13 protein-coding genes are annotated in these 14,067 nt (G+C 72.4%); 8 read left to right on the top strand and 5 right to left on the bottom strand.

Annotated elements, in window-relative coordinates; genetic code table 11:
• The first annotated feature begins 68 nt into the window (after positions 1–68).
• On the top strand, positions 69–2,594 hold the full coding sequence (locus ABD879_RS22465; RefSeq protein WP_345023521.1) for an alpha/beta fold hydrolase: 2,526 nt from the start codon (positions 69–71) through the stop codon (positions 2,592–2,594).
• Positions 2,591–3,475: an ABC transporter permease gene (locus ABD879_RS22460; RefSeq protein WP_345023520.1), complete on the top strand. Its 885-nt coding sequence runs from the start codon at positions 2,591–2,593 to the stop codon at positions 3,473–3,475. The genes ABD879_RS22465 and ABD879_RS22460 overlap by 4 nt, the downstream gene beginning before the upstream one ends.
• Positions 3,476–3,775: 300 nt before the next feature.
• Here the strand turns inward: ABD879_RS22460 and ABD879_RS22455 are convergent, their stop codons facing one another.
• The 5 genes from ABD879_RS22455 to msrA all read right to left on the bottom strand — a co-directional run bounded on the left by ABD879_RS22455 (position 3,776) and on the right by msrA (position 8,167).
• Positions 3,776–4,159 carry a thioesterase family protein gene (locus ABD879_RS22455; RefSeq protein ID WP_345023518.1) on the bottom strand — a complete coding sequence of 128 codons (384 nt, stop codon included), beginning with the start codon at positions 4,157–4,159 and terminating at the stop codon, positions 3,776–3,778.
• 77 nt (positions 4,160–4,236) lie between these two features.
• A complete protein-coding gene (locus ABD879_RS22450) occupies positions 4,237–5,682 on the bottom strand; it encodes a cell envelope integrity TolA family protein (RefSeq protein WP_345023517.1) in 1,446 nt (481 codons plus the stop codon).
• 316 nt (positions 5,683–5,998) lie between these two features.
• Positions 5,999–6,601: a hypothetical protein gene (locus ABD879_RS22445; RefSeq protein ID WP_345023516.1), complete on the bottom strand. Its 603-nt coding sequence runs from the start codon at positions 6,599–6,601 to the stop codon at positions 5,999–6,001.
• 271 nt (positions 6,602–6,872) lie between these two features.
• Positions 6,873–7,214: a hypothetical protein gene (locus ABD879_RS22440; RefSeq protein ID WP_345023515.1), complete on the bottom strand. Its 342-nt coding sequence runs from the start codon at positions 7,212–7,214 to the stop codon at positions 6,873–6,875.
• A 293-nt stretch (positions 7,215–7,507) separates the two neighbouring features.
• Positions 7,508–8,167 carry a peptide-methionine (S)-S-oxide reductase MsrA gene (msrA, locus tag ABD879_RS22435; RefSeq protein ID WP_345023514.1) on the bottom strand — a complete coding sequence of 220 codons (660 nt, stop codon included), beginning with the start codon at positions 8,165–8,167 and terminating at the stop codon, positions 7,508–7,510.
• A 91-nt stretch (positions 8,168–8,258) separates the two neighbouring features.
• Here msrA and rarD point away from each other — a divergent pair, with 91 nt between their 5' ends.
• The 6 genes from rarD to ABD879_RS22405 all read left to right on the top strand — a co-directional run bounded on the left by rarD (position 8,259) and on the right by ABD879_RS22405 (position 14,054).
• Positions 8,259–9,170 (top strand): EamA family transporter RarD, encoded by a 912-nt coding sequence (rarD, locus tag ABD879_RS22430; RefSeq protein ID WP_345023513.1) that lies wholly within the window; start codon positions 8,259–8,261, stop codon positions 9,168–9,170.
• Positions 9,171–9,299: 129 nt separating this feature from the next.
• Positions 9,300–9,722, top strand: a complete 423-nt coding sequence (locus tag ABD879_RS22425) for a hypothetical protein (RefSeq protein WP_345023512.1) — start codon at positions 9,300–9,302, stop codon at positions 9,720–9,722.
• Positions 9,723–10,671: 949 nt separating this feature from the next.
• Positions 10,672–12,363, top strand: a complete 1,692-nt coding sequence (locus ABD879_RS22420) for a prenyltransferase/squalene oxidase repeat-containing protein (protein WP_345023511.1) — start codon at positions 10,672–10,674, stop codon at positions 12,361–12,363.
• Positions 12,364–12,664: 301 nt separating this feature from the next.
• Complete coding sequence (locus tag ABD879_RS22415; RefSeq protein ID WP_345023510.1) at positions 12,665–12,862, top strand: hypothetical protein; 198 nt, start codon at positions 12,665–12,667, stop codon at positions 12,860–12,862.
• Positions 12,847–13,635, top strand: a complete 789-nt coding sequence (locus tag ABD879_RS22410) for a hypothetical protein (RefSeq protein ID WP_345023509.1) — start codon at positions 12,847–12,849, stop codon at positions 13,633–13,635. The genes ABD879_RS22415 and ABD879_RS22410 overlap by 16 nt, the downstream gene beginning before the upstream one ends.
• Positions 13,635–14,054, top strand: coding sequence for a roadblock/LC7 domain-containing protein (locus ABD879_RS22405; RefSeq protein WP_345023507.1), 420 nt, complete (start codon positions 13,635–13,637; stop codon positions 14,052–14,054). Before ABD879_RS22410 ends, ABD879_RS22405 begins: the two co-directional genes overlap by 1 nt.
• Positions 14,055–14,067: the final 13 nt, after the last annotated feature.

Raw genomic sequence — 14,067 nt, 5'->3', positions numbered from 1 at the left:
ACGGGAGCAGACAAGATCGTCTGGGGGACGGACCGGCCGTCCCGCACGCGGCGCATAGGGTGCTGGGCATGAGGCTGGGGGCAGCACGCGGACTCCGGGAGCGGTGGGGCGGAGCCGGGCGCGTCACGCGCTGGACGGCCGCCGCCGGAGCGGTCGCGATGGTCGCCGCGGGCGGCGGGGTGGCCTGGGGCGTGGCGTCCGGGGAACCGCCCGTCAGGGCCCTGCACCAGCGCATCCAGGTCGTCGACGGGCCGAAGGACGACCAGCGCGTCTGGCTCGACACCGCGTTCTTCCGGCCGGTGGGACGCGCCACGGGCCCCGCCGTCCTGCTGGCGCACGGGTTCGGCGGCTCCAAGGACGAAGTGCGCGCCGAGGCCGAGGACCTCGCCCGCGCCGGGTACGCGGTGCTGACCTGGTCGGCGCGCGGGTTCGGCGCGTCCACCGGGCAGATCGCGCTCAACTCCCCCGACTACGAGGTCAAGGACGTCCGGCAGCTCATCGACTGGCTGGCGCGCCGCCCCGAGGTGGCGCTCGACCGGCCCGGCGACCCGCGCGTCGGCATCGCCGGCGCCTCCTACGGCGGCGCCATCGCGCTGCTCACCGCCGCCCACGACGCCCGCGTGGACGCCATCGCCCCGCAGATCACCTGGTACAGCCTGCCCGACGCGCTGTTCCCGAACGCGACCGGCGAGGGCGCCGACGCCGGCGTCTTCAAGAAGCTGTGGGCCGGGATCTTCTTCACCGGCAGCGGCGGAGACCAGGCGTGCGGACGGTTCCTGCCGGCGCTGTGCGCGATGTACCAGCAGGTCGCCGAGTCGGGGAGGCCGACGCCGGAGGCGGTCGAGACGCTGCGCCGCTCCAGCCCCGAGTCCGTGGCCGACCGGATCCGGGTGCCGACCCTGCTGGTGCAGGGCCAGTCGGACTCGCTGTTCCCGCTCGACCAGGCCGACGCCAACGCGCGCGCCATCGCCCGCAACGGCGCGCCCGTGTCGGTGGTCTGGTACCAGGGCGGCCACGACGGCGGCGACCCGGAGACCGAGCGCATCCGGGGGCTCGTCCGCGACTGGTTCGACCGGCGGCTGCGCGGCGACGGCGACGCACCGCAGGTGGACGGCTTCACCGTGACGCGGGCGGGCGGCATCGACTCGGGCAGCCAGCAGGTCGTCGTACTGGCCGCGTCCACCGGCCGCTACCCGGGCCTGAACGGGGCCCAGCGGCGCACCGTCCCGCTCACCGGACCCGAGCAGACGGTGCACAACCCGGCGGGCGGATCGCCCCCGTCCATCTCCGCGCTGCCCGGCCTCGGCGCCCTCGGCGGCATCGGCGACCTGGGCGGTGCGGGCGCGCTCGCCGGGCAGCTGCCCGCCGACATGCCCGGCCAGTCCGCCGTGTTCGACTCGCCGCGGCTGACCGAGCCGCTGCAGCTCACCGGCGCGCCGACGGTGCGCGTGCGGGTCCAGGGCGAGGGCGAGGTGACGCTGTTCGCCAAGCTGTACGACGTCGCGCCCGACGAGCAGGCGTCCCCCGCGCGCCGCCTGGCCGCGCCGCTGCGGGTGCGGGACGCCGGCGACGGACGCGAGGTCACCGTCACCCTCCCGGGCATGGACTACCGCTTCGACCGGGGCCACCGGATGCGGCTCGTGCTGTCCACCACCGACATGGGGTTCGCCACGCCCGTCAAACCCGCCACCTACAAGGTGCGGGCCGTCTCCGGGCTGACGGTGCCGGGCGTCCCGTCGCTGACCACCCCGGCCGCGCCCGTGCCCGCGTGGGTGTGGATCCTGCCCGCCGCGGGCCTGGCCGTCGCCGCCGGGATCCTGGCCACCGGGCGCCGCCGCGGGGGCGGTGCCGAGTACGACCCGTCGCTCGCCGACGTCCCGCTGCAGATCACCGGGCTGACCAAGGCGTACTCCAACGGGCACCTGGCCGTCGACGACCTGTCGTTCCGCGTGGAGAAGGGGCAGGTGCTCGGCCTGCTCGGCCCGAACGGCGCGGGGAAGACGACCACGCTGCGCATGCTCATGGGCCTCATCCACCCCGACGCCGGGGAGATCCGCATCTTCGGGCACCGCGTCGCGCCCGGCGCGCCCGTGCTGTCGCGGCTCGGGTCGTTCGTCGAGGGGCCCGGGTTCCTGCCGCACCTGTCCGGCCGCGACAACCTCGACCTGTACTGGCGCGCCACCGGCCGCCCGGCCGAGGAGGCGCACCTGGAGGAGGCCCTGCGCATCGCCGGCCTCGGCGCCGCGCTGGACCGGCCCGTGCGCACCTACTCGCAGGGCATGCGGCAGCGGCTGGCCATCGCCCAGGCCATGCTCGGCCTGCCCGACCTGCTGGTGCTGGACGAGCCCACCAACGGCCTGGACCCGCCGCAGATCCGCGAGATGCGCGAGGTGCTGGTGCGGTACGCGCAGGCCGGACGCACCGTCATCGTGTCCAGCCACCTGCTGGCCGAGGTGGAGCAGACCTGCACGCACGCGGTGGTCATGTCGCGCGGGCGGCGCGTCGCGGCCGGCCCGGTCGCCGAGATCGTCGGCTCCGGGCGGCGGTTGGAGGACGCGTTCCTGGAGATCATCGGAACCGGAGGGACGGAGTGAGCAGCGTCGAAGAGGTCGCGGCACGCTCCGCGGCGGCGCCGGCGGACGGCTCGGCCGGCTACCGGGTGGGACGCACCCTGCCGCTGCGCGTGGAGGCCGCCCGGCAGTTCCGGCGCCGCCGCACGCTGATGGCGTTCGGCATCCTGCTGGCGCTGCCGTGGGTGCTGGTCGCCGCGTTCCAGCTCGGCGGCGACCCGGAACCGGGCGAGGCCCCCGGCCTGGTCACCGTGGCGACCGCGAGCGCCATGAACTTCGCCCTGTTCGCGATGTTCGTCTCGGTCGGGTTCCTGCTCGTGGTCGCCGTCGCGCTGTTCTGCGGCGACACCGTGGCGAGCGAGGCGAGCTGGTCGTCGCTGCGCTACCTGCTGGCCGCCCCGGTGCCGCGCGCCCGGCTGCTGCGGCAGAAGCTGATCGTGTCGCTGGGGTACGCGGCGGCGGCCGTGCTCGCCCTGCCGCTGATGTCCCTGGTCGCGGGCGCGGTCGCGTTCGGCTGGGGCGAGGTGCGGCTGCCCGCCGGCGGCGCCGTCCCGGCCGGCACCGCGCTGGGCCGCATGCTGATCGTCGTCGCGTTCGCGCTGGTCAGCCAGCTGGTCGTGGCGGCGCTGGCGTTCCTGCTGTCGGTCACCACGGACTCCCCGCTGGGCGCGGTCGGCGGCGCGGTCGGGCTGGTGATCGTCAGCAACATCCTGGACGCGGTGACGGCGCTGGGCTCCTGGCGGGACTTCCTGCCGACCCACTGGATGTACGCGTGGACCGACGCCCTGCAGCCGCAGGTCCAGTGGACCGGCATGGCCAAGGGCACGGCGCTGTCGGTGGCGTACTCCGCGGTGCTGTTCGCGCTCGCCTTCCGCCGCTTCCGCGACCGGGACGTGGTGTCCTAGCCCCCCGGCGTCCCGCCCCGCCCGCCGTCTCGCCCCGGGCGGCCGGAACCGGCCGCGGCCGGGCACCGCACACCACCCCGAAAAATCGGTCGAACTACACGAGACGGGTGCATAAACTCGGCGAACCTCGGATCCGTCCGCACCTTCACACGGATCCGGGGTTACGTCATCGCCACCACGGGGGAGATGATCAACATGGCCAGGCAGCAGCTTGTCAAGCGCCCGCGACCCCCACGCCGACCGAGCCCGCTGGACCTGCGAACCCCGTCCGGCCGACCGCTACCGTACTGACGCCCCCGCTCAGCGCGCGAGGGCGCCCAGGAACCGTTCACGATCGACGACGACCCGCTCGACGCGACCATCGCCGAGCACCGTGCCGCCCCCGTCGGTGGCCGACACGGTGAACGAGAGCCGCCTGCCGTCCACGGCGGTCAGCTCCGCGGTCACCGTGACCCGCGCCCCGATCGGGCTGGCGGCACGGTGGGCGAGTTGCACGCGCGTGCCCACCGACGTCCGCCCCTCCCCCAGCCGCCCCGCGACCGCCCGCACCGTGGCGGCCTCGGCGAGCGCCACCAACCGCGGCGTTGCCAGAACCGGCACGTCCCCGCTGCCGACCCGCTCGGCCGTGTCGTCCGGCCCCACCGTGGCGACCACCTCGCCCCGCAGTCCCACCGTCAGCTCCATGCCCGCCAACCTAGCCTCCCGGGGCGGCGCCCCCCGACCGCCTCCCGGCCGCACCGCCGCCTGCCGATCGGACCGGCTCAATCGACGGGGGGCTTGCTCCAGCCGTTCGCCTGGTCCCAGTACTTTCCGTAGTAGTCGGGGTACGTCTCACCGGTATTGGACGTCCGGAACCGCCCGGCATGGAACGCCTCCTCCAGCGCATCCACCGCGCCCTTCCGGCCGATCTCATGGAGCTCCGCCTCGGTCAACTTCTCCCCCCGCTCAATGGCCTGCCTGCGAGCACGGTGGTAGCCGCGGTCGTATATGTCCTCGGCGATCCCCGCGCCCACCTTGACCCCCAGCGGTCGCAGCTCGTACACCTGCTCCACCTCACGGGCGGTCCCTTCGGCCTCCTCCCGGACACGGCTTTTCAGGTACTTGTCCCTCGGCACAGTCCTTGGGGGGACCCTGCCGGTGTGCTCGTACTCGACATGGTTGGCCTCGTGGACCAAGATGACCGCCAGCGACTCGGGAGAGCGCACGTCCTCCGGCGAGCGCTCTCCCTTCGGTTTGCTTCCCCCCTTGGACGTGCTGACGTGAATCTGATTGACCGTGGGTATGTAGTAGCTGCCCCCGTCGGACTCGTAGCGGACCTCGACGTTGTACCGGTTGAGGATGTCGTTGGCCCAGCGCCCCGTCGGGGTCCGCATCAGGACTTTGCGGACCTTGGCGTCCGCGACGGCCCTCTTGGCCGCCCTGACGGTGGCCTGAGCCTTCGCCCTCTCGCCCATGGAGACCTTGGACTGGTCCTTTTCCGCGGCCTCCAGTAGCTCGCGTCTATGCTGTTCGGCGTCTTCCAGCGCCTCCTCGGCGCCTTCCACGTCGCCGCGCCGCCCCGCCTCTTCCGCCCGCCGCTCGATCACCTCAGGCGCGTCCAAGCGGGCCGGCGGGTCGGGCTCCTTGTCCTTGCCCCTACTCCTGTTCTTGCCCTTGAGGTTTTTGAGCTTGGTCAGGCCCTTGCCGCCGAAGACGACGCCGAGCGTGGTCGGAATGGCGCGGAAGACGGCGCGGACCTTGTGGCCGTTGTTCCAGTCGTCGCGGATCGGCTTGGTGGCCTCGTCCAGGATGGCCTTGCCGGTCTCCCGCGGGTCCGTGGTGAAGAGCGCGCCGATGCTGCTCCAGTTGCTCGTGAATCCGTCATGGCTGCAGATGTGCACCAGGCAGCCGGTGAAGGTGATGCCGTCCCAGGTGTCTTTGATCACGTCCCAGGACCCGAGGCGTAGTCCGTCGACGGCGCCGCAGGCCCAGTCCGCCCAGCTCCAGCAGTTGCCGTCGTCCTTCTTCTGTCCACCGTTCTGAGGAGCCGCGACGGTTACCGGGCGTCCGCCGCCGGACGTGCCTCGGCCTTCAGCGGCCTTCTCAGGGGTGTCGCACCACGAGCCGGCGGCGACCTTGCAAACGGCGGTCTTGATCGCAGACGCGACGGTGACCGGAACGTTCGTGACGACGAGCGCCCCCACCAGCAGGCTCACCAGCAGAGCCACGGCGATATAAGAGATCGGACCCTCGCCGCGGTCGGACGCCGAAGACACCGCATACCGGGGCCGACGGGGAAGCGAGAGCAAAGAAGACCACCTTGGTGGGCAGAACACATCCAGGAGCACTCGCCGCCAGACCCCCGGGCACCGAGGCAGGTCCGATTATGACCACACCACAAAAGGTGATCAAGCGCGTTTAACTCACATTACGGTCAACACAGATTTCGGGTCGGCTCACCGCCCCCCGGCGGACGCGCAGGCGCGCCACTCGCGGCCGGACGCCCGGACCGGCCGACGCCACCGCACGAGGGGCCTCGCACCGTCAGGCGAGCGGCAGCCCCCGCAGCATGACCTGCCGCGTGTCGGTCACGGAGGCCCCGGCGTCGATTCTGACCGTGCGCTGCTCGATGTCCGTCCCGTTCCGGACGAACAGCGTGACGACGTAGGCGTCTCCCTTGGCGACGGCCGTGGGCGGCTTCAACAGGGAACGCAGCCGGGGCTCGGCCCGCTCGCGGGCCCTCTTCTCCTCGGCGGTCGGCTCGGGCAGCCACGTCAGATCGTCGACGCCGTCGACGACGCGCAGGTAGCGGTCCATGGTCCGGGTCAGGTCCAGGTAGGCGCGGGCCACGGCGACCGCCTCGCGCGTGGTCGGCAGGGTCGCCTTCGAGGCGCGCAGCACCTCGCCGAACGCCTCGGGCCTGCCGGTCAGGGACACCACCTTCCCGGTGCTCGCCTCGACGGCCACCTGGAACGAGGCCTGCGGGTGGGGGAACGCCTCGAACATGAAGAATCTCCAGGTCTTCGGCAGCGGGGCCGAGACCTCCTCGAGCATCGAGGCGGTCTTGTGGGTCAGGGCGCCCCTGTGGGGCTCTCCGGCCTCCTCCATGGCCCGCCGCACGGTCTCCCGGATCTCGTCTTCGTTCATCAAACCCCCCTGCGGCCGGGCGGAACGGGTCTGCGCCGGCGCCGCGGACGACGCCGTCGAGGAGGCACCGGCCGCCCCCTCCCGGTCCGCGCTGCATCCCGCGCACAGCATCGCGCACAACGCCGCGATGAGGTAACCGCGGCCAGTCCGCCGCGCGCACGGCCTCACCGTGGAACCGAACACCCGACCTCCCCTGGCAGCCCCGCACGCGTACGTTGGCGAGGACGATAACGGCCGGGTTGAGATGATTCCAGGGGCCGACCGTTACCAGTCATTCGGCGCGCGAGAAGTACTGCCGCGCCGCGGACCGGTTGACCAGGATCAGGATGGCCACCGGAAGGATCGCCCCCACCAGGCCGAACGGGTCGCCGTCGGCGATCCGGCCGAACTGCCAGAACAGGTACAGGACCTGCAGCACGATGACGCCGACGCGCACTTTGCGGCCCGGGCGCCTCGCGATCGCCCAGGCCGCCGCCAGGCTGGCGACCGCGGGCAGGGAGAGGCCGACCGCGACACCGACGCCCTCGGCGCCGCCCACCACCAGTCCTCCCTGCAGCGCCGCCATGAAGGTCAGGAACGCCGCGACACAGAGCAGGATCCGGACAGTCCTCACCGGCGAAGGCATCGCAAACTGGGCGGTCACCCACACTCCCTGGTCAGTACGTCCGAAACCCGCGCTGCGGAACATACTGACCACTCCCGCCCCTGTCCATGCCCACCGACCCTCCACCCCGGCCTGAGTGCGGACTGCATAAGGGATCGATGTTCAGTCGTCGGGCCAGTTCGCGGATGAGGCGGTGCGTCGTGTGGTGAGGTCGGCGGCCTCGCGCACCACGTCGCGGGCGAGGGCGTGATGGCGCAACAGTCCTTACCCTCTGACCGAACGCCGGTGCCGGGCCTCCCCCGTCAGCTGTCGGCTCGGGCGATGCCCACGGGGCAGGAGAGGCCGGTGCCGCCGAGGCCGCAGTAGCCGTTCGGGTTCTTGGCGTCCGACAGGTACTGCTGGTGGTATGCCTCGGCGAAGTAGAAGGGGGCGGCCGCGGTGATCTCGGTGGTGATGCGGCCGTAGCCGGCCTCGGCGAGGACCTTCTGGTAGGCGTCGCGGGAGGCTTCGGCGGCCTTGCGCTGGGCGTCGTCCTGGTAGAAGACGGCCGAGCGGTACTGGGTGCCGACGTCGTTGCCCTGGCGCATGCCCTGTGTCGGGTCGTGGGCCTCCCAGAAGACGCGCAGGAGGTCGTCGTAGGAGATCCGGGCGGGGTCGTAGACGACGCGGACGGTCTCGGTGTGGCCGGTCAGTCCGGTGCAGACCTCTTCGTAGGTGGGATTGGGGGTGTAGCCGCCCTCGTAGCCGACGGCCGTGCTGATGACGCCGGGCGTCTGCCAGAACTTGCGTTCGGCGCCCCAGAAGCAGCCCAGCGCGAACTCGGCGACCGCGGAGCCCTCCGGGTAGGGCGGGGCGAGCGGGGCGTCGAGCACCTCGTGGCGAGGCGGGACGGGCATCGGCTCCTCCCGGCCGGGGAGCGCCTTCTCCGGGGAGACCATCTCGGTCTTCGCAAAGCCGAACATGTCTTCCAGGCTAACGCGCGGCCGCGGCGACCAGCAGGGGGGAGATGTCAGGAGTGTGCCCAGGTTTAGCAGATTACGTCCTGGTACCGTGATGCGCGTGGTGGATCGTCGGGGGATGCTGGCAGGCATCGCCGCCTATGCGCTGTGGGGGCTGTTCCCGCTCTACTGGCCGCTGCTGAACCCGGCCGGGGCGATGGAGATCCTGGCCCACCGGATCATGTGGTCGCTGGCGGCCGTGCTGGCGATGTGCGCGGTGCTGCGGCACTGGGCGTGGGTGCGCACCCTCGGCCGGCGGCGGCTCGGGCTGCTGACCGTCGCGGCCGTGGTGATCAGCGCCAACTGGGGCACCTACATCTACGCCGTCAACACCGGTCACACGATCGAGGCGTCGCTGGGGTACTTCATCAACCCGCTGATCAGCATCCTGCTCGGCGTGGTGGTGTTCCGGGAGCGGCTGCGGGCCGGGCAGTGGGCGGCGGTCGGGCTGGGCGCGGCGGCCGTCGCGGTGCTCACCGCCGACTACGGGCGGCTGCCGTGGATCGCGCTGGTGCTCGCCTGCTCCTTCGGGACCTACGGGCTGGTCAAGAAGTTCGCCGACATGCCGTCGGTGGAGAGCCTGGCGGTGGAGACCGCGGTGATGTTCGCGCCGGCGCTCGCGCTCGCGCTGGCGCTGGAGGCGGGCGGGTCGGCGGCGTTCGGGCACCACGGGGCGGGCAACATGGCGCTGCTGGCGGGCGCCGGGGTGGTGACCGCGATCCCGCTGCTGCTGTTCAACGCGGCGGCGACGCGGATCCCGATGAGCACGGTCGGCATGCTGCAGTACCTGGCGCCGGTGCTGCAGTTCCTGATCGGCCTGCTGGTGCAGCACGAGCACATGCCGCCCAGTCGCTGGATCGGGTTCCTGCTGGTGTGGGCGGCGCTGATCGTGCTGACGGCGGACGGCATGTCGGCGGGCCGCCGGGCGCGCCGGGCGGTGCGGTCCCCGGCCCCCGAGACCGCATGACTATTTCGGACGTTTCGGTACATCCCTAGAGGCGGCGCCCCGAAGCCACTAGAGTGCCGACGTCACGTCCCGCGGACGGCGCGTCCGCGGTGGACGGCACGTCCCCTCTCAGCACCCCGAGGAGTACGGTTGCGCCTGCGCGGCATCGCCGTGGTCGGCACGGCCCTGGTCGCCGCCGGCCTGGTCTGCCCGGTCTCCGGACAGGCCACCGCGATCGGCGCACGTCCGGTGCTGGTGTCTCCGAGCACACCGCGACCGGGCGAGCGGGTCGACGTCACGGTACCCGGCTGCGAGGCGACGGGATCGGGGCGGCGCTGGGCGCGGTCGGCGGCGTTCACCCGGACGGTCACGCTGACCGGAGACGACGACTACGGCATCGGCACGGCGGTGGTCCGCCGCGACGCGCGTCCCGGTGTGTACGACGTGACGGCCCGCTGCGGCGACCGGACGATCGTCGGCGGTATCAAGGTGTCCACCAAGCGGCCGTGGTCGGTGCTGCTGCCGACGCCGCTGAACGCGCACATCGCCGACGCCGACCGCCTCAAGGGCTGACGGTGCCCGATTTATCCCATTCGCCGAGAAATGCGGGTGCGCGATATGGATAGCGGGAAAATCGATACTTCGTTCGACCAACCATCGCACATGACCAACGCAGCGTGATTGTTGGCGATCACTCGTCACACTGCGTTCTGTCAGGGCGCCTCAACAGCGCGGACAACGCGCCGGCAAGTGAGGAAAGTCACTCCCAGGAGTCGCAAACGTCAACATGCGCACCCTTGATCGCCGTTAATTGATCATGCGATACTTCCCCAGAAACACCCATAACGTACAAGTTTCACAAAAGCCGATAAACGCCTAGCTGCTCCCATCTCTTCCGCGTCGAGAACGCACCGCGAGAGGTTGAGGATGTCCGTCGGAACAGGCACCGCGCGCAGGCGTAGGCCATCCCTCTCGCGACCCGGCTCCCCTGTCAGGCGACACCCGGCGGCCTGGCGGCCCGCTCACGGCCGTCCCCCCGCAGCGCACACCGGTGTCACCGCAGGACGTCCGGCAGAGGCAGGGCCCGACAAGCACACCTCGGCACCGCGGTTCGCCGGCAGCGGGGCGGCGCGTGAACCGGGAGTCCATCCGGCCGTCCGCTTCCTCTGCGGCTTGCCGCCCGCCGCGCTCGGCGCAGCGAGCTCCCCCACCGGCCCCGACCTCGTCGACATCTCGCGCCGGATCCTCGTCTCCGACGCGCCCGCGCCGGACGGAACCTCCGGCGGTCGGCCGGAAGGTGCAGCGGCTGGAGACCTTGCGCCAGGACGAGGTGACCGCGCGGACCGAGCCCGTCGACCGCTGCCGCCGCCTGATCGGGCCCCTGCGGGCGAGCTCCCCCGGGGAGGCGGCCTACCCGAACGCCAGACCGGCTACCGCACCGGCTTATACGGCCGCCCTGACGACCAGGGCGAGCTGTGAGCCGCACCATCCCCTCCCACGGCATGGACGACTGGAGCGAGCAGTGACAGTGGGCGACGCCATCTCCGTACGCACAGCCTCCGCAGACACAGGGGGGCCGTCCGGAAGGGGGGCCGACCTCGCCGCGGCCGCCCGTGAGCTGGTCGGCGGGCTCCTGGCCGAGCCCTGGGGGCAGGTCTCCCCGTCGATCTACGAGACCGGCAAGCTGGTGACCCTGGCCCCGTGGCTCACCGGCCACGGCAGACGCGTGCGGTACCTGCTGGCGGAGCAGCGGCCCGACGGCGGCTGGGGCGCGCCGGGCGGCTACGCGATGGTCCCGACGCTGAGCGCGGTGGAGGCGCTGCTGACGTCCGTGGACCGTGACAAAGGCTCCGCGCAGGCCGCCGAGCCGGGCGAACTGCTCGCGGCCGCCGGCCGGGGGCTGCGGCTGCTGGAGCGGCTGCTGCCCACGCTCGACGCCGACGGCGTGCCGGACATGCCCGCGGTCGATCTCATCGCCGCCTCCCTCATCGGCTCGATCAACCGGCTGCTGGACGACCTGGAGCGGACGCGGCCGGACCTCGTCCGAGACTCCTGGTCGCCGGGGCTCCGGCTCGGCCTGCCGCCCGGCCTGGACGACTCCCGGCTGGTCAAGATCCGCAAGGTGCTGGCGGCCGGCATCGCACCGCCCGACAAGGTGGTGCACGCGCTGGAGACCGTCGCCGACCTGGCCCGGGGCACCGGTGCGGTCCGGCCGGCCGGCACGGGCACGGTCGGCGCGTCCCCGGCGGCCACCGCGGCGTGGCTGGACGAGCGGTCCGCCGGCGATCCGGGCAATCCGGCGCGGATCTTCCTGGAGACGGTGGTGAGCCGCCACGACGGGCTGGCGCCGTGCGGCTATCCCATCACCGTCTTCGAGCGGGGCTGGGTGCTGTCCATCCTGGCGCGCGCGGGACTGGTGTCGTCGGTGCCCGCCGACCTGCGGACGAGCCTCGAAGACACGCTCGGCCCGGCCGGGACCCCCGCGGCGGAGGGGCTGCCGGCCGACGCCGACACCTCGTCCGGCGCCCTGTACGCGCTCGCCCTGCTCGGCGCGCCCAGGCCGCCCGACCCGCTGTGGACGTACGAGACGGAGACGCACTTTTGCACCTGGCCCGGCGAGGACGGCTTCTCCGTGACGACGAACGCGCACGCGCTCGAAGCCTTCGGCGCCTACCTGCGGCACGTCACGGCGAACGGCGCCTCCCGGGCGACCGGGAACGGCGGCCCCGTCCCCGTCGAGCGCTACCGGGCGACCGTCGAGAAGCTGGCCTCGGTGCTGTGCCGCAACCAGCACGCGGACGGAAGCTGGACCGACCGGTGGCACGTCTCCCCCTACTACGCCACCATGAGCTGCGTCCTGGCCCTGGAGCGCTTCGGCGGGCCCCGGGCGGCGGCCGCGGTCGAGCAGGCCCGGCGCTGGGTCCTCGACACCCGGCGGCCCGACGGGTCGTGGGGGCTGTGGGAGGGAACGGCCGAGGAAACGGCTTATGCCGTGCAAACCCTCCTGCCTTCCGCCGACGCCTCCGAGGAGCTGCGAAAAGTGGTCGCGCGGGCCGATGAATTCCTACTGACCCACGAAGTCGGACAAAACGGATACGGTGCCGGGCCGGCGCTGTGGCACGACAAGGATCTGTACCACCCCACCGCCATCGTCCGCGCGTCCGTCCTCGCCGCACGCCACCTGGCGCACCGCCATCTGAACACGGAAGTCTGAGTGGGAGCGCGCCCACGGCGCCTTGTCATGAACATCACACAAATGCGTGCCGTGGGCGCTTCCAGAGGTCAGAGCAATGCACGTCTGATCATGTCGGCATGATTCCGCATTAGCGCGGCTCAGTGGGAACAAGGTACGGCAAGCAGGGCGGCGACGTTGCTAAGGTACTGGCGCGTGCCATGCGGTACACCGCTGACCGCCCCGGACACCGGGCCCCCTCCGGCTCGCCGCCGTCAGCCACCTCATGACGGGCACCGAGTCCCCCCGGGAGCCCATCTGAGGACTCACTGAGGACGAACCGATGCGTTTCCGCAACTCGCGCCTGCGGACCGAGACCACCGCCCTTCCGGCGTCGCTCTCCGCCCTGCGCGCCTTCGCCGCACGGGGGCCCCTGCGCGAGGTCCGGCCGTCGATCCGCGGCCTGGAGCCGCCGGCGGTCGTCGCGTCCATCGTCGTGTCCATCGCCCCGGCGCGGGAGCGGCTGTGCCCGGTGCGGTGATACAGCCGAAGCACGGGGGGCAGGCGGACGTCGCCGCCGAGGCGCCCCCGATGCAGCCGTTCCGCCCTGACCACCTGCCGACGCGCGGTCGGCGGCGTCCGGTGCCGGTGGTGGACGCGGTCGGCGAGGCGGAGGACTGCACCCGGCCCCAGGCGCTCTTGTCCGGCCCGGCGGAGGAGACCGAACGCGCGGTCGACGGATCCGCCATCGACGGCCGCGGTCCTGACACGACCGACGAGCAGGCCGCGCGGCACCCCGCTGCACCCGGCGGCCCCGGGGAGCCCGGCCTGAGGCAGCGGTCGCCGTCCGCGGTCCCCTCTCACTTTTCCGAGCGTCCGGCGGTCCGCTCCGATGGGCGGCAGGCCGCCTCGTCCACCGGCTGCGGCGGCAATGGCGCACGCGCGGCCGGAGACGACAGGAGCGACGACGCGCCCGCCAAGGCCCGTACGCGTCCCGGCCAGGGGACCGCGGAGGGCGCCGCGCGTCTCGACGACGATTTCCATCCGCCGGAGGAGCAGCCAATCGTGCCCGAGAACGCCAGCACACCGTCCGGTCTGCCCGTCCGGGTCCCCCAGGCCAACCTGGCCCCGCCGCTGCGCACGGCGGCGGAGGAGGAGGACGAGCGGCAGGACGAGGAGCCGGACGAACCGGGCCGTTCTCCCGAGGAGGTGCTGCGGATCATGGGCTCCTACCAGAAGGGCACCCGCCGGGGGCGTGACGAGGCGGCCCGGATGATGGGCACGCGAGCAGCAGAAGGCGAGGACGATCACTGATGCAGAAGTCTGCTTCGTCGGCCGATTTGGGCTGGCTGCTGGACGATCTGGTGAAGCGGGTGCCGCACACTCGGCATGCGGTGGTGCTGTCCGCCGACGGCCTGCTGATGGCGGCCTCGCAGGGCATGAGCCAGGACGACGGCGAGCATCTGGCCGCCGTGGCGTCCGGCATCCAGAGCCTGGCCAAGGGCGCGGGCATCAGGTTCGGCGGCGGTCCGGTCCGGCAGTCCATCATCGAGATGCAGTCGGCGTTCCTGCTGGTCACGGTGGCGGGCAAGGGCGCCTGCCTGGCCGTGCTGGCCGACGAGGAGGCGGACGTGGGGCTGATCGCCTACGAGATGGCCATGCTGGTCGGCAGCATGGGCCACCATCTGACGTCGCCGGCTCGGGTGCCGGGTGCTGAGGACCGGGCCGAGTGATGCTGCCTCCCGA

This window comes from Actinomadura keratinilytica, assembly GCF_039539665.1.
Classification (GTDB): Bacteria; Actinomycetota; Actinomycetes; order Streptosporangiales; family Streptosporangiaceae; genus Spirillospora; species Spirillospora keratinilytica.
Note: the sequence above shows the minus strand (reverse complement) of the source record. Positions and strands in the feature narration are given on the sequence as shown.